At 44.2% G+C, this 14,582-nt stretch carries 15 protein-coding genes, 2 tRNA genes and 2 rRNA genes (1 of these 19 only partly in view); 16 read left to right on the forward strand and 3 right to left on the reverse strand.

Annotated elements, in window-relative coordinates; translation table 11 throughout:
- The 9 genes from ACKTRM_RS03185 to tsaD form a co-directional block, all read left to right on the forward strand.
- A 23S ribosomal RNA gene (locus ACKTRM_RS03185) occupies positions 1-202 on the forward strand; it begins 2,728 nt to the left of the window's first position.
- A gap of 50 nt (positions 203-252) precedes the next feature.
- A 5S ribosomal RNA gene (rrf, locus tag ACKTRM_RS03190) occupies positions 253-368 on the forward strand.
- Between the two features lie 19 nt (positions 369-387).
- Positions 388-464 (forward strand) — tRNA-Met (locus tag ACKTRM_RS03195).
- Between the two features lie 10 nt (positions 465-474).
- Positions 475-551 (forward strand) — tRNA-Asp (locus ACKTRM_RS03200).
- A 182-nt stretch (positions 552-733) separates the two neighbouring features.
- Entirely contained in the window at positions 734-1,711 is a 978-nt protein-coding gene (gene thiL, locus ACKTRM_RS03205) for a thiamine-phosphate kinase (RefSeq protein WP_012116964.1), read from the forward strand.
- Between the two features lie 15 nt (positions 1,712-1,726).
- Positions 1,727-2,203, forward strand: coding sequence for a tRNA (adenosine(37)-N6)-threonylcarbamoyltransferase complex ATPase subunit type 1 TsaE (gene tsaE, locus ACKTRM_RS03210; protein WP_007408853.1), 477 nt, complete (start codon positions 1,727-1,729; stop codon positions 2,201-2,203).
- Entirely contained in the window at positions 2,184-2,873 is a 690-nt protein-coding gene (gene tsaB, locus ACKTRM_RS03215; RefSeq protein ID WP_007408854.1) for a tRNA (adenosine(37)-N6)-threonylcarbamoyltransferase complex dimerization subunit type 1 TsaB, read from the forward strand. Before tsaE ends, tsaB begins: the two co-directional genes overlap by 20 nt.
- 10 nt (positions 2,874-2,883) lie before the next feature.
- Entirely contained in the window at positions 2,884-3,339 is a 456-nt protein-coding gene (gene rimI / locus ACKTRM_RS03220) for a ribosomal protein S18-alanine N-acetyltransferase (protein WP_003155993.1), read from the forward strand.
- Entirely contained in the window at positions 3,332-4,372 is a 1,041-nt protein-coding gene (gene tsaD / locus ACKTRM_RS03225) for a tRNA (adenosine(37)-N6)-threonylcarbamoyltransferase complex transferase subunit TsaD (RefSeq protein WP_012116965.1), read from the forward strand. The genes rimI and tsaD overlap by 8 nt, the downstream gene beginning before the upstream one ends.
- Positions 4,373-4,595: 223 nt before the next feature.
- On the opposite strand, the gene ACKTRM_RS03230 is transcribed toward tsaD, so the two are convergent.
- Entirely contained in the window at positions 4,596-6,524 is a 1,929-nt protein-coding gene (locus ACKTRM_RS03230) for an ABC-F family ATP-binding cassette domain-containing protein (protein WP_012116966.1), read from the reverse strand.
- Positions 6,525-6,663: 139 nt separating this feature from the next.
- Here ACKTRM_RS03230 and moaC point away from each other — a divergent pair, with 139 nt between their 5' ends.
- The 4 genes from moaC to tatC are packed head-to-tail and all read left to right on the forward strand — an operon-like array spanning position 6,664 to position 8,774.
- Positions 6,664-7,176 carry a cyclic pyranopterin monophosphate synthase MoaC gene (gene moaC, locus ACKTRM_RS03235; protein ID WP_003155986.1) on the forward strand — a complete coding sequence of 171 codons (513 nt, stop codon included), beginning with the start codon at positions 6,664-6,666 and terminating at the stop codon, positions 7,174-7,176.
- The gene (locus ACKTRM_RS03240) at positions 7,173-7,820 is read left to right on the forward strand and encodes a redox-sensing transcriptional repressor Rex (protein ID WP_003155984.1); all 648 of its coding nucleotides are present in this window, start codon (positions 7,173-7,175) and stop codon (positions 7,818-7,820) included. The genes moaC and ACKTRM_RS03240 overlap by 4 nt, the downstream gene beginning before the upstream one ends.
- 18 nt (positions 7,821-7,838) lie before the next feature.
- The gene (locus ACKTRM_RS03245) at positions 7,839-8,009 is read left to right on the forward strand and encodes a twin-arginine translocase TatA/TatE family subunit (protein WP_003155981.1); all 171 of its coding nucleotides are present in this window, start codon (positions 7,839-7,841) and stop codon (positions 8,007-8,009) included.
- Between the two features lie 6 nt (positions 8,010-8,015).
- Complete coding sequence (gene tatC / locus ACKTRM_RS03250; RefSeq protein ID WP_095352346.1) at positions 8,016-8,774, forward strand: twin-arginine translocase subunit TatC; 759 nt, start codon at positions 8,016-8,018, stop codon at positions 8,772-8,774.
- A 37-nt stretch (positions 8,775-8,811) separates the two neighbouring features.
- Here tatC and ACKTRM_RS03255 read toward each other — a convergent pair whose 3' ends face one another.
- Entirely contained in the window at positions 8,812-9,003 is a 192-nt protein-coding gene (locus ACKTRM_RS03255; protein ID WP_003155975.1) for a YdiK family protein, read from the reverse strand.
- Positions 9,000-9,734, reverse strand: a complete 735-nt coding sequence (locus ACKTRM_RS03260; RefSeq protein ID WP_007408860.1) for a CPBP family intramembrane glutamic endopeptidase — start codon at positions 9,732-9,734, stop codon at positions 9,000-9,002. The genes ACKTRM_RS03255 and ACKTRM_RS03260 overlap by 4 nt, the downstream gene beginning before the upstream one ends.
- 236 nt (positions 9,735-9,970) lie before the next feature.
- On the opposite strand from ACKTRM_RS03260, the gene groES reads away from it, so the two are divergent.
- The 3 genes from groES (at position 9,971) to ACKTRM_RS03275 (ending at position 14,541) form a co-directional block, all read left to right on the forward strand.
- Positions 9,971-10,255, forward strand: a complete 285-nt coding sequence (gene groES / locus ACKTRM_RS03265; RefSeq protein ID WP_003155970.1) for a co-chaperone GroES — start codon at positions 9,971-9,973, stop codon at positions 10,253-10,255.
- Between the two features lie 41 nt (positions 10,256-10,296).
- Positions 10,297-11,931, forward strand: a complete 1,635-nt coding sequence (groL, locus tag ACKTRM_RS03270; RefSeq protein ID WP_003155941.1) for a chaperonin GroEL — start codon at positions 10,297-10,299, stop codon at positions 11,929-11,931.
- 324 nt (positions 11,932-12,255) lie between these two features.
- A complete protein-coding gene (locus ACKTRM_RS03275) occupies positions 12,256-14,541 on the forward strand; it encodes a glycoside hydrolase domain-containing protein (RefSeq protein ID WP_012116968.1) in 2,286 nt (761 codons plus the stop codon).
- Positions 14,542-14,582 lie beyond the last annotated feature (41 nt).

Here is a 14,582-nt window from a genome sequence, read left to right on the forward strand (position 1 = left end):
TTCTGCCAAGGGCATCGCTGGGTAGCTATGTGCGGACGGGATAAGTGCTGAAAGCATCTAAGCATGAAGCCCCCCTCAAGATGAGATTTCCCATTCCGCAAGGAAGTAAGATCCCTGAAAGATGATCAGGTTGATAGGTCTGAGGTGGAAGTGTGGCGACACATGGAGCTGACAGATACTAATCGATCGAGGACTTAACCAATTTGAATGTATGCTTACTGTTATCTAGTTTTGAGAGAACACTCTCAATGGTTTGGTGGCGATAGCGAAGAGGTCACACCCGTTCCCATGCCGAACACGGAAGTTAAGCTCTTCAGCGCCGATGGTAGTCGGGGGTTTCCCCCTGTGAGAGTAGGACGCCGCCAAGCTTTTCTAAAATTTTATCATCGCGGGGTGGAGCAGTTCGGTAGCTCGTCGGGCTCATAACCCGAAGGTCGCAGGTTCAAATCCTGCCCCCGCAACCAAAAAATAAATGGTCCGGTAGTTCAGTTGGTTAGAATGCCTGCCTGTCACGCAGGAGGTCGCGGGTTCGAGTCCCGTCCGGACCGCCATTTTTATTGTAAACGAAACGATCATGTTTTCGTTTTTTTTGTGTTTTCTTTTAAATGCTGGCAGCTTGGTATCTAACCAAGCTTTCTTTTATATCGTTAAAGTCTTGGATATTGAAACATAATCCGATACACTAGAAAGAGCTGTATTTCACAAGAGCGTCAGAAAGGGAGACGGGAGATATATGGATGAGTTTGATTTGATTCACAGTATTACGCCGCATTCGCATTATCATCCTTCCGTCGATGTAGGGATCGGTGATGATGGTGCGGTTTATACAGCATCACCCCATATGCAGCAAATTGTCTGCCTTGATACAATGGTGGAGAATGTCCATTTTAAATTAGAGTATTCCTCTCCTCATGATATCGGTTATAAGGCGCTTGCTGTTAACATTAGTGACGTGGCGGCGATGGGAGGCATTCCGAAGTTTTATTTGGTGTCTCTAGCGGTTCCTTCTTGCTGGCAGAAAGCGGACGTCCAGGCAATGTATGAAGGAATGGCGGAACTGGCGAAACTATATCAAATGGATTTGATCGGGGGAGATACCGTCTCCGCTTCCGGTCAAGCCGTAATTACCGTTACTGTCATCGGAGAAGTTGAGAAGGATTGCGCTTGTCTGCGAAGCTCGGCAAGACCCGGAGATGTTGTGTTTGTTACGGGGGATATCGGTTCGTCCGCAGCAGGACTGTCTCTTTTATTGGGAGAAACACTCCCTTCTGCTTTTCATACGACTGATTATTTTATCCGAAAACATAAACGGCCCGTTCCGAGAGTTCAGGTCGGCCGCTTCTGCTCTCAGCTTCAGCGCGCGGCTCTTAATGATATCAGTGACGGATTGGCTAGTGAGCTGCATGAAATAGCTGGGGCAAGTTCAGTTACGATAGAAATTGAAGAACAACTTCTGCCGGTGCATCCGGATTTGCCTGAGGCAAATTCTGAGTGGAAAAAATGGGTGTTATTCGGCGGTGAAGATTTTGAATTGGTTGGAACGGTTTCTCAGCAAGAGTGGATTTCTTTGCTAGATTACTGCACTCAATCGGGCATTCCGATTGCGAAGATAGGAGCGGTATCTGAACGGAAGGAAGCATGTGTTCTTTTGACAGCCAATGATCAGAGACAAATCGTCCTTGAGAAAAAAGGATACAATCATTTTAAATAAGACGGGTGACTCACTTTGAAGACATTACAATGGAGAACGAAAAACCCCGAAGAAACGAAAGCCGTAGCCAAGCTTGCCGCTTCTTTGGCAAAGCCGGGAGACATTTTGACACTGGAAGGCGACTTAGGCGCGGGAAAAACGACTTTTACAAAGGGTTTTGCCGAAGGACTGGGAATCACGAGGGTGGTAAACAGCCCGACTTTTACAATTATAAAAGAATACCATGACGGTTCGCTTCCTCTATATCATATGGATGTGTATCGTATGGAGGATGAAAGCGAAGACTTAGGGCTTGAAGAATATTTTGAGGGACAAGGCGTCTGCTTAATTGAATGGGCTCATTTAATTCAGGATCAGCTGCCTGCTGAACGGCTGCAGATCGTCATCACAAGAGCCGGTGATGAGGCAAGGGACATTACCTTTACGGCTTGCGGAACACGGTATGAAACGCTTTGTGAGGAGATAAATAAACATGACAATACTGGCAATTGATACGTCAAATTACACGTTGGGTGCCGCGCTCGTTCGTGACAAAACGGTGATGGCGGAGTATATTACATATTTAAAAAAGAATCATTCCGTGCGGGCCATGCCTGCTGTCAATTCATTGCTGAAGGATTGCGGCCTAACACCGCAGGACCTTACGAAAATAGCGGTGGCGAAAGGACCGGGATCGTACACAGGTGTCAGAATCGGTGTGACGCTGGCAAAAACATTGGCATGGTCGCTGAAGCTTCCGGTTTCAGCTGTCTCGAGCCTGGAGGTGCTGGCGGCTAACGGACGGCACTTTCAAGGACTGATCTGCCCGTTATTTGATGCCCGGCGCGGACAGGTATATACGGGACTTTATGAATATCAGGACGGCCGATTACAATCCGTTCTTCCAGATCAGAATGTCCTTTTGACTGATTGGCTCGGCATGCTGAAAGAAAAAGCGTCTCCGGTTTTATTTTTAGGACACGATACAGCCATTCATGAAGAAACCATTCTGCATGAATTGACATCTCAAGCAGTGATTGGAACGGCTGCACAGCATAATCCGCGGCCGTCAGAGCTGGCGTTTTTAGGCTTGGAAAAAGAAGAAGCGGATGTCCACAGCCTTGTTCCGGATTATTTGCGTCTGGCAGAGGCTGAAGCGAAATGGATGGAATCTCAAAAATAGGGTGATAGGGATGAAAACGAAAACGGCGATTCGAAGCATGCGTCCGGAAGATATTGATCAAATTTATGAAATTGAAACAGCATCCTTTACTTCTCCGTGGACGAAGGATTCATTTTATCATGAGCTTTTGGAAAATCCGTATGCCCACTACCTTGTCATTGAAAAGGACGGCTGTCTGGCGGGGTATTGCGGAATCTGGATTATTATAGATGACGCGCAGATTACGAACATAGCCATTAAGCCGGAATATCGGGGCCAATCATTGGGAGAAGCGCTGTTTCGCTCTGCGATAGAATTGTGCAGAGAAAAAAAGGCAAGAAGGCTCTCTCTCGAAGTCAGGGTCTCAAATCATCCCGCCCAATCCTTATATAAAAAATTCGGTCTTCAGGCCGGAGGAATCAGAAAACAATACTATACAGATAACGGAGAAGATGCGTTATTAATGTGGGTGACATTACATGAGTGAAAAACAAGATATTTATGTATTAGGAATCGAAACAAGCTGTGATGAAACAGCGGCCTCGGTCGTAAAAAACGGGAATGAAATTATTTCAAACGTTGTCGCTTCTCAAATTGAAAGCCATAAACGTTTCGGCGGGGTCGTGCCTGAAATAGCGTCCAGACATCATGTGGAGCAGATTACCCTTGTGATTGAGGAAGCTCTTTTAAAAGCGGAGATGGGCTTTGATGAACTTGATGCGATTGCCGTAACGGAAGGACCCGGACTTGTCGGAGCCCTGTTAATCGGAGTCAATGCGGCAAAGGCGTTAAGCTTTGCCCATCAAATACCGCTAGTCGGTGTCCATCACATTGCGGGTCATATTTATGCAAACAGGCTGATAGGAGAGCTTCAATTCCCGGCGCTTGCTTTGGTTGTGTCAGGCGGACATACGGAATTGGTTTATATGAAAGAGCATGGTTCATTCGAGGTTATCGGTGAAACGCTGGATGATGCCGCAGGCGAAGCTTACGACAAAGTGGCAAGAACGATGGGGCTTCCTTATCCGGGAGGGCCGCAGATTGATAAGCTGGCTGCTGTGGGAACGGATTCCATTCCGCTTCCGCGTGCGTGGCTGGAAGAAGGGTCTTACAATTTCAGCTTCAGCGGCCTGAAGTCAGCTGTGATTAACACGCTTCATAACGCCTCGCAAAAAAATGAGGTGATTCCTCCGGAGGATCTTGCCGCAAGCTTTCAGCAGAGTGTCATTGATGTACTGACGGCAAAAACCTCTAAGGCCGCGAAAGAATACGGGGTTAAACAAGTGCTGCTGGCAGGGGGCGTAGCCGCTAACAAAGGGCTGAGAGCCGCACTGCAGCAGGAATTCAGCCATTCGGGAGATCCCGAGCTTGTCATCCCGCCGCTTTCCTTATGTACGGACAATGCAGCGATGATTGCGGCTGCCGGAACCGTTGCTTTTGAAAAGGGGATTCGGGGCTCATATGATATGAACGGACAGCCCGGTTTGGAATTAACATCTTTTGATCGTCTCACGTTGTAAAACGTGAGGCTTTTTTTTACTTATTAACAGATAATTCGAACATATCCACAGGATTGTGAATACGTTCAGAAATCCAGGCTGGATAAGGGGCTATAAGTTGTTAGTAAAGTGGATAAAGTCAGAAAATTTTGTGGATAGTGTGTATAAAACGCTTACTTACATGGCTGACAAGGAGGATAGCTGTGGATAAAAAAGCACCCCTTAAAGAGGTGCTTGACGTTTTCTATTCTTCTAAGGAGAGTTCCTCCCATTCTGCTAATAAGTTCTCGAGCTCTTGATTCAGAGCTTCATTCTCCGCGTGAATGGTCTGTACCTTTTCATGATCCTGATACACGTCAGGGTCGCACAGCAGCTCCTCATTGGCGCTGATTTTCTCTTCGGCGGATGAGACGGCCGTTTCAATTTCTTCAATGCGTCTCAGGCGCTGCCGTTCTTTCTTCTTCCATTCTTTTTCTTCCTCGTAAGTTCTTTTCGTATCCTGTTTGACCTTGCCGGCGGGCTGAGCCTGCTCTTTTTCCTGCCGCTTCATTTCTTCAAGTTCCAGCTGCTGGGCTTTTTTCTCGGTGTAATAGTCATAGTCACCCAAATATTCTTCTGCATGATCCGGAGACAGCTCCAGCACCCTTGTGGCGATCCTGTTAATAAAGTAGCGGTCATGCGATACAAATAACAGTGTTCCCGGGTAGTCGATCAGGGCGTTTTCCAGCACTTCTTTACTGTCCAGATCAAGGTGGTTTGTCGGTTCATCAAGGATGAGAAAGTTTGCTTTTTGCAGCATCAGCTTGGCAAGCGCGACTCTTGCTTTCTCACCGCCGCTTAGAGAACGGACAGGTTTCAGGACATCGTCTCCGCTGAACAGGAAGTTGCCGAGGCATGTCCTGATCTCTTTTTCCGGCATGTCCGGATATTCATCCCACAGCTCGTCCAGCACGCGTTTGGACGAGGTCAGTTCAGCCTGCTCCTGATCGTAATAGCCGATTGTGACATTGGAACCGTACGTGATCGATCCGGATTCCGGACTGATTGTATTCATAATCGTTTTCAGCAAGGTTGATTTGCCGATTCCGTTCGGTCCGACGAGGGCGGCGCTTTCGCCTCTTGTAATGCCGAAGGTCAGGTTTTTCAAGAGCGGAGGCTGGCCGTCATAGCTGATAGAAACATCCTGTACGCGCAGGACGTCGTTTCCGCTCTGTTTTGTAATGTCAAAACGGAAGGCGGCTGATTTTTCATCCCCGAGCGGCTTTGCCATGACGTCCATCCGTTCAAGCTGTTTTCTTCTGCTTTGGGCTCTTTTCGTTGTAGAAGCTCTGGCCAGATTGCGGTCGACAAAATCTTGAAGCTTGGCGATTTCGTCCTGCTGTTTTTCATACAGCTTCAGGTCTTTCTCATACTGCTCAGCTTTTTGTTCTAAATAGGCGCTGTAGTTGCCGAGATATTTTTTACTTTCTGTCCGTGAGACCTCGTACACTTGGCTGACGACTTTATCAAGAAAGTATCTGTCGTGGGAGACGATCAGAATGGCGCCTGAATATCCCTGTAAATAATGCTCAAGCCATGTAAGCGTATCGATGTCGAGATGGTTCGTCGGTTCATCCAGAATAAGCAGATCAGGCTGGGTCAGCAGCAGCTTTCCGAGCGCAAGCCTTGTTTTCTGACCGCCGCTCAGGCTTTGCACTTTCACGGAATCGTCAAATTTTCCGAAGCCGAGGCCGTGAAGGATAGATCGGACATCCGCTTCATATTGATAGCCGCCTTTATCCTTGAAATCCTGCTGAAGCCTGTCATAGGTTTTCATCAGCGTCTCAAGCTCCGCGGGGGCGGCCGTGGCCATCTTTTCTTCAATAGAGCGCATTTCTTTTTCCATTGCTTTCAGGTAATCAAAAACGCTCAGCAGTTCTTCTTTTATGGTAAGCTGGGATTCCAAGCCTGTGTGCTGGGCAAGATATCCCATCGTTAATTCTTTCGGTTTGATTAATTCACCCTTTTCATATGAAAGGTGACCTGCGATAATTTTAAGGAGAGTTGATTTGCCGGCTCCGTTTCTGCCTACTATGGCGATGCGATCCCGAGATCTGACTTCAAGCTTTATATTGTTTAAAATAGGATCAGCGCCAAAAGATTTGGATAGCTGATTAATTTGTAAGATCATCATATTATTTCACCTCTGTTATAATAAGTTAAGTGTAGCTTATCAACCTGCTGTCAGCAAACAATACATCAGAATTGGAACATTATAGGATAAGACATCAGGGAGAAAATAGTGTATGATCAGAAGTAAGGAGAGTTTAAATATGAATGGATTTTCTCATTTTAATGAAGAAGGCCGTGCCCGCATGGTGGATATAAGCGATAAATCTTCAACAGTCCGTACTGCCGCTGCGATATCCAGCGTACACATGAAGCATGACGTGTACAGCAGAATCAAAAACCGCGAGATCGGAAAAGGAGACGTGCTGGCTGTCGCACAGGTGGCCGGAATTATGGCCGCAAAGCAGACGTCAGCGATTATCCCGATGTGCCACCCGCTTTCTTTAAGCAGCGTTGACATTTCATTCGGCTGGGAGGAAAAGGATTCCGAAGCCGTTCTTCATATACAGGCAAGCGTAAAAACGAAAGGGAGTACAGGTGTGGAAATGGAAGCGCTAACTTCCGCTTCAGTCTGCGCTTTGACCGTTTATGACATGTGCAAGGCGCTGGATAAAGGAATGGTCATCGGCCCGACCTGCCTCATGGAAAAGACAGGAGGCAAAAACGGTGATTTTAAAAGAGATGCATCTGAGTATAAAGTGGAGGACCAATCATGAACAAGGATCAATCAAAAATTCCACAGGCGACGGCAAAACGGCTGCCGCTTTATTATCGCTTTTTAAAGAATTTACACGCGTCAGGAAAACAGCGCGTTTCATCAGCTGAACTGAGCGACGCGGTAAAAGTCGATTCGGCCACGATCCGCCGGGATTTTTCCTATTTCGGGGCGCTCGGCAAAAAAGGATACGGCTATAATGTGGATTACCTGCTGTCATTTTTCAGAAAAACACTGGATCAGGATGAAACGACGAACGTCATTTTGATCGGTGTCGGGAATTTAGGGACGGCGTTTCTTCACTATAATTTCACAAAAAATAATAACACAAAAATATCTATGGCTTTTGATGTGAATCAGAGTAAAATAGGAACTGAGGTAGGCGGTGTGCCTGTCTTTGATCTTAATGATTTAGAGCTTCACATTAAGGATGAACCCGTGGCGATTCTTACCGTTCCCGCGGTTGCCGCCCAGTCAATTACCGACCGGCTCGTGTCGCTCGGAATCAAGGGAATCCTTAACTTTACGCCGGCCCGTTTGAATGTGCCGGATCACATTCGAATTCATCATATAGATTTAGCTGTAGAGCTTCAATCATTGGTTTATTTCTTGAAGCATTATTCTGTTTTGGAAGAAATTGAATAGCGAAAGGAGGAGCTGCACATGATCGGTCCTGGAAGCCTGGCGGTTATCGGTGTGGTAGCGGTGATTATTTTCGGTCCGAAGAAGCTTCCCGAATTAGGAAAAGCGGCGGGGGACACGCTTCGTGAATTTAAGAACGCTACTAAGGGATTAGCCGGTGAAGAAGAGGAAAAAAAGAAAGAAGAACAGTAAGATAGGATGACGCGTATGAGAGTGAATCAAATGACGCTTGTGGAGCATATTGCCGAACTTCGGAAACGATTGCTGATTGTGGCGTTATCCTTTACGGTTTTCTTTATTGCCGGCTTTTTTCTGGCAAAACCTATCATTGTGTATCTTCAAAAAGCCGATGAAGTAAAAGAGCTCACCCTTAATGCTTTTAACCTGACGGATCCGCTGTTTATCTTTTTGCAGTTCGCGTTTATCATCGGCATCATTTTGACTTCGCCGATTATTCTCTATCAGATTTGGGCGTTTGTCAGCCCGGGTCTGTATGAGAAGGAGCGCAAAGTAACACTCAGCTATATTCCGATTTCGATCGTGCTGTTTGTCGGCGGTGTGTCGTTTTCTTATTATATTTTATTTCCGCTGGTCGTTGATTTTATGAAGCGGGTTTCGAATGACCTCGATGTCAACCAGGTGATCGGGATTACCGAATACTTTCATTTTCTGCTGCAGCTGACGATTCCGTTTGGGCTGCTGTTTCAGATGCCGGTGCTGATCATGTTTTTAACGAGACTCGGTGTGATCACGCCGATGTTTTTATCAAAGATCAGGAAGTACGCGTATTTTGTGCTGCTTGTGATCGCCGCGATGATTGCGCCGCCTGAGCTGCTGTCTCACTTGATGATTACCATTCCGCTTTGCATTTTATACGAGGTCAGTATCCTGATTTCAAAAGCGGCGTATCGGAAAAGGCAGACCAGCAGTGAATCCGATCAGGACGTATCAGCATAAAAAAGCCATTTCTCAATGATGAGAAATGGCTTTTCTTTTATTTTTGATTTTTTTTCACTTTAAATGAGAAAGCGAACATTTTAAACGAGATGCTGATATTATAAGCGGCGAAAACCATCAGCAGTATGGAATAAAAAGACCACATGCTTCCCGGAGAGCTTGCGGCCAAATACGTAAAGATACAGCCGACTGCGAAATAAATCAAGCCCCAAGTCATTGGGTTCCTCATACAAACAATCCTCCAATAATTAATTGCATTTGCTCACTATGCTGTTCAATATATTTTTGGGCGGGGCCGAGCTGCATGACCACGACAATGGTATTCATCATGACATGGGCGAATATCGGCACAATAATCCGTTTCGTCTGCACATACAAGAACGCAAAGGTAAAGCCCATGGCCGTATACAGCAGCAGGTGCGTGAGGTCTTGATGCACAATGCCGAAAATGACGGAACTGATCAGTCCGGCGATAAAGAAATTCGTTTTTTCATATAATACACCGAAAATGATCTTCCGGAAAATGATTTCTTCAAGAATCGGCCCGACGATAGAAGAAACGATAATCATGAGCGGCATGGCTTTAATAATGCTGAGAATGGCTTTCGTGTTTTCGGAACCGCTGCCCACATGAAAGACATACTGCTCAATCATCCCGGCGATTCCCTGAGAAAATAAAGCGAGCCATATTCCCGCGACCGCCCAGAGAACGGACATGCCGGCGGATGCTTTCTTCCCGTTTCTTAATGTCTGCTTCGGCGCGGTTCTCAAAATCAAGAGAACGATAATCAGGCAGATAAAAAAGCTTACGACGGAATAAATCCCCTGAGCCATGGTGAGATTCGCATTCGTAGGGTGCCCGCCCGCATAGCCGAATTTGTACATTAAAGGAATGCCGATCAATGCGGAAAGCTGCATGATAACATATGTCAAAATGATATACCAATACTGTTTTCTCAAATGATATGTACTCCTTTATCCTATAAAATCAACTTATTTGTTCTTATTGTAACACAAGTGAACTTGACGTGAAAAAAGGAGAAAATCAGTGTGAGAGAGAATCATGTAAGCGTGAAAATTTTTTATTCTTATGACTTGAAATTGGAAGTGAGATTCTTTATTATAATAACTGTGTTAGCACTCTTTAGAGCTGAGTGCTAAAATTACATATTCATACTATTGAGGAGGTTATTACATTGTTAAAGCCATTAGGTGATCGCGTTGTCATTGAACTCGTAGAATCTGAAGAAAAAACTGCCAGCGGAATCGTATTACCGGATTCTGCAAAAGAAAAGCCGCAAGAAGGCAAAATCGTGGCAGCCGGTTCAGGTCGCGTGTTGGAAAGCGGAGAGCGCGTTGCTTTAGAAGTAAAAGAGGGCGACCGCATTATCTTCTCAAAATACGCCGGTACTGAAGTGAAATACGAAGGTACTGAATACTTAATCTTACGTGAAAGCGACATTTTAGCTGTTATCGGCTAAGCAAATAAATATTTTTAAAAATTCGAGGAGGTTTCGTTAACATGGCAAAAGATATTAAGTTTAGTGAAGAAGCACGCCGCGCTATGCTTCGCGGTGTCGATGCGCTTGCTGACGCTGTAAAAGTAACTTTAGGGCCAAAAGGACGCAACGTGGTTCTGGAGAAAAAATTCGGTTCTCCGTTAATCACAAATGACGGTGTGACAATCGCAAAAGAAATTGAACTTGAAGATGCGTTTGAAAACATGGGTGCGAAGCTTGTAGCTGAAGTAGCCAGCAAAACAAACGACGTTGCCGGTGACGGTACGACGACTGCGACTGTACTTGCGCAGGCTATGATCCGCGAAGGCTTGAAAAACGTAACTGCGGGGGCTAACCCTGTCGGCGTGCGTAAAGGTATGGAACAAGCCGTGACTGTAGCAATCGAAAACTTAAAAGAAATTTCTAAGCCGATCGAAGGCAAAGAGTCTATCGCTCAGGTTGCTGCGATCTCTGCTGCTGATGAGGAAGTCGGAAGCCTTATCGCTGAAGCAATGGAGCGCGTAGGAAACGACGGCGTCATCACAATCGAAGAGTCTAAAGGATTCACAACTGAGCTTGAAGTTGTTGAAGGTATGCAATTCGACCGCGGATATGCGTCTCCTTACATGGTGACTGACTCTGATAAGATGGAAGCGGTTCTTGACAATCCTTACATCTTAATCACAGACAAAAAAATCACAAACATTCAAGAAATCCTTCCTGTGCTTGAGCAAGTTGTACAGCAAGGCAAACCATTGCTTCTGATCGCTGAAGATGTTGAAGGTGAAGCGCTTGCTACACTCGTTGTCAACAAACTTCGCGGCACATTCAACGCTGTTGCCGTTAAAGCTCCTGGCTTCGGTGACCGCCGTAAAGCAATGCTTGAAGACATCTCTGTTCTTACAGGCGGAGAAGTAATCACAGAAGACTTAGGCCTTGACCTGAAATCTACTGAAATCGGACAATTGGGACGCGCTTCTAAAGTTGTGGTAACGAAAGAAAACACAACAATCGTAGAAGGCGCCGGCGACACTGAAAAAATCGCTGCACGCGTCAACCAAATCCGCGCTCAAGTGGAAGAAACAACTTCTGAATTCGACAGAGAAAAATTACAAGAGCGTCTTGCGAAACTTGCCGGCGGCGTAGCTGTCATCAAAGTCGGCGCTGCGACTGAAACTGAGCTGAAAGAGCGCAAACTTCGCATCGAAGACGCCCTCAACTCAACTCGCGCAGCTGTTGAAGAAGGTATCGTATCCGGCGGTGGTACAGCGCTTGTCAACGTATACAACAAAGTCGCTGCAGTGGAAGCTGAAGGCGATGCGCAAACAGGTATCAACATCGTGCTTCGCGCGCTTGAAGAGCCGATCCGTCAAATCGCGCACAATGCAGGTCTTGAAGGATCTGTCATCGTTGAGCGCCTGAAAAACGAAAAAATCGGCGTAGGCTTCAACGCTGCAACTGGCGAATGGGTAAACATGATCGAAAAAGGTATCGTTGACCCGACAAAAGTTACACGTTCAGCCCTGCAAAACGCAGCTTCTGTAGCAGCAATGCTCTTAACAACTGAAGCGGTTGTCGCTGACAAACCGGAAGAAAACGCCGGCGGCGCAGGAATGCCTGACATGGGCGGCATGGGCGGTATGGGTGGAATGATGTAAAAAATTATGATCCCTGTTTAACATAAGGGTTTTCCAGAGTAACGCCATATCGAAGTCTCTCACAAGTTCAATGAATTTGTGAGGGGCTTTTTTTTATTTCTATCAATCATCTCAAATTACGAATAAATTATTCTAATTTATTCAAGTTAGCATCAAGGCATATGACTTTGTTACAAATCTTTTAAAAGGATTTATGTTCATAGGCGATTTGCTGATTTTTATTCTTTGCATCTTTTGAAGTAAGAGCAGATATTCTTATTTTGTCATACGTTTGCCACCTTTAAATGAAAGTACTTTACTAACAAAAAATAAGGAGTGGAAACAATGGATGAAATGGTACGAAAAGTTCAACAATGGGTAAATCTTGTTTACTTAAACAAGCCAGGTTATGTAAAAATCGATGAAAATGGAAAAACAGGGTGGCCTGTGATTGAGGCTTTGATTACAGGATTACAAATTGAAGAAGGAATTACGTCAACTACTGGAACATTTGGACCAGCTACTATGGCAAAATGTCCTACATTATCAACTAAATCTAATTCTTCGAATGAAAAAACAAGAAATCAAATTATGATTCTTCAAGGTGCATTGTATTGCAAGGGATATAATCCAACTGGTTTTACAGGAACCTATGGTGATGGTACAAAGGCTGCTATAAAAAAATTTCAAACTGATGCAGGGTTGTCTAATCAAGATGGAATTGCAACTCCTATAATCTTTAAAGCGTTATTAAATATGGACGCTTTTGTAAATGTAGGAGATGCCAAAATTCGTAATATTCAACAAGAGTTGAATCGGAAATATTATAAGGTCACTGGCCTTAATCCATGTGACGGTAGATACTCCCGACAAACTAATGAGGCTTTAATTTATGCACTCCAGGTCGAAGAAGGAATAGCAGAACCAACTGGAACATTTGGACCTGCTACAAAATCAAAATGCCCGACAATCTCAATGGGTAGCACAAAAGCTAATTTTGTAAAGCTCTTACAATATGCTTTGTACTGTAATAATCGTAATCCAGGAAGATTTGATGGTATCTTCGATGAAAATATGAGAACAGCACTTATTAATTTTCAAAAGTTTTCAGCATTACCTGCCGATGGAGTAGCAGGAATGCAGACCTGGGCATCTCTTTTAGTAAGCAAAGGTGACGAAGATAGGAAAGGAACAGCTTGTGATTGTGCCACACCAATTAATGCTGCCAGAGCAGCAACTTTGAAATCCAACGGGTATACAACGGTTGGGAGATACCTTACTGGATCGTATCAGATGACGTTGCCTGAATTAGAGACTATATTTGCTGCAGGGCTTAGCGTATTTCCAATTTACGAGAGAAATTCAATTCAAGCTTCTTATTTTACAGAAACTCAAGGGGTATTCGATGCCAGAGCAGCTATTGGTGCGGCTAAGGGATTTGGTTTTAAAGAAAATACTATTATTTATTTTACAGTAGATTACGACGCTGTTGACGGTGAGGTTACCAGTCGCATACTCCCTTATTTTAAAGCAATTAAAAGGACATTTGCCCAACTCAATAGTGGTTATCAAATTGGTATTTATGGCGCGAGAAATGTTTGTAGTCGCGTGGCCGCAGCCGGTTACTCGGTCAGTAGTTTTGTATGTGATATGTCTTCAGGATTTAGCGGTAACCGTGGCTATTCACTTCCCACTGATTGGGCATTTGACCAAATAAAGACAAGGAGTATAGGTGATGGGCCTGGGAAAATAGAGATTGATAATAATATCTCATCGGGCAAGGATAAAGGCGTTAATTCTATAGTTTATAATAAAGAAAATAGTAACAATTTTGTCTCGACTACAAATAATAAGTTCTTCGATCAATTAAAAGTTTTATATAATACAGCAGTAGATTATGTTACTGAAAAGGAAGGAAATAAACCTAATCCGGTCGGCAATATTACTCAACAGGCAAATGAATTAGTTGCCCAGTATCTAAGAAAAGATGAATATGATGGTTTATTGTGGATTTTAACAGCGGATTTTATTGACTCAGATTTTGTTAAAATAGCTGATAACGTATTGAAGGGACAAGAAAAGAGAATCCTGATAGATCCATTTTCTAAACTGACACTAGATGTCGCACATATGATGGCCACTTTTAATGCAATAATTCATAGTTCTGTAGGAATGATACAAGATCTTGCAGGATGGGCAGGTGATTTAATTACAGTAGGGGGAGACACTGTCCGCTATAATGCTAATTATAAAACAACTTATGATGCTGCAATAGATTTAATAGGAGGTCAAATTGGTACATTTGGAATTCAAGATTTATTAGGAGATGTAGACGCTGTTAACCTTGCTATGAATACAAGAACAGGGATTACCTCACAACCAGTTTACAAGGTATTTGAAGAATACTATAATACCGGCTATAGTAGAAGATACTCTCAATTTTTTAAAAATAGATTTAATAATTCATTTGAAGCAGTTATTAAGGATGCAGAGTACTATTTAAACACCAACAATCCTGTCTGTTTGGAATTTAAACATCATTTTAATGTTAAGAATTATACCCAAGAGGATGGTCAAGCAATTGCACAAGCATTTGCAGATTGCCTTAAACAAAAAATAAAATCTGAATAATTAATTCTTCCCAAAAGTAAATCGCTGTTTTGATTTACTTT

The organism is Bacillus sp. D7-8 (assembly GCF_052055895.1).
GTDB classification, from domain to species: domain Bacteria; phylum Bacillota; class Bacilli; order Bacillales; family Bacillaceae; genus Bacillus; species Bacillus velezensis.

Excerpts from the sequence above, each read along its gene's own strand:
- thiL (WP_012116964.1), top strand. The coding sequence starts at position 734 with ATGGATGAGTTTGATTTGATTCACAGTATTACGCCGCATTCGCATTAT.
- tsaB (WP_007408854.1), top strand. The coding sequence starts at position 2,184 with ATGACAATACTGGCAATTGATACGTCAAATTACACGTTGGGTGCCGCG.
- rimI (WP_003155993.1), top strand. The coding sequence starts at position 2,884 with ATGAAAACGAAAACGGCGATTCGAAGCATGCGTCCGGAAGATATTGAT.
- tsaD (WP_012116965.1), top strand. The coding sequence starts at position 3,332 with ATGAGTGAAAAACAAGATATTTATGTATTAGGAATCGAAACAAGCTGT.
- ACKTRM_RS03230 (WP_012116966.1), bottom strand. The coding sequence starts at position 6,524 with ATGATGATCTTACAAATTAATCAGCTATCCAAATCTTTTGGCGCTGAT.
- moaC (WP_003155986.1), top strand. The coding sequence starts at position 6,664 with ATGAATGGATTTTCTCATTTTAATGAAGAAGGCCGTGCCCGCATGGTG.
- ACKTRM_RS03240 (WP_003155984.1), top strand. The coding sequence starts at position 7,173 with ATGAACAAGGATCAATCAAAAATTCCACAGGCGACGGCAAAACGGCTG.
- ACKTRM_RS03245 (WP_003155981.1), top strand. The coding sequence starts at position 7,839 with ATGATCGGTCCTGGAAGCCTGGCGGTTATCGGTGTGGTAGCGGTGATT.
- tatC (WP_095352346.1), top strand. The coding sequence starts at position 8,016 with ATGACGCGTATGAGAGTGAATCAAATGACGCTTGTGGAGCATATTGCC.
- ACKTRM_RS03255 (WP_003155975.1), bottom strand. The coding sequence starts at position 9,003 with ATGAGGAACCCAATGACTTGGGGCTTGATTTATTTCGCAGTCGGCTGT.
- groL (WP_003155941.1), top strand. The coding sequence starts at position 10,297 with ATGGCAAAAGATATTAAGTTTAGTGAAGAAGCACGCCGCGCTATGCTT.
- ACKTRM_RS03275 (WP_012116968.1), top strand. The coding sequence starts at position 12,256 with ATGGATGAAATGGTACGAAAAGTTCAACAATGGGTAAATCTTGTTTAC.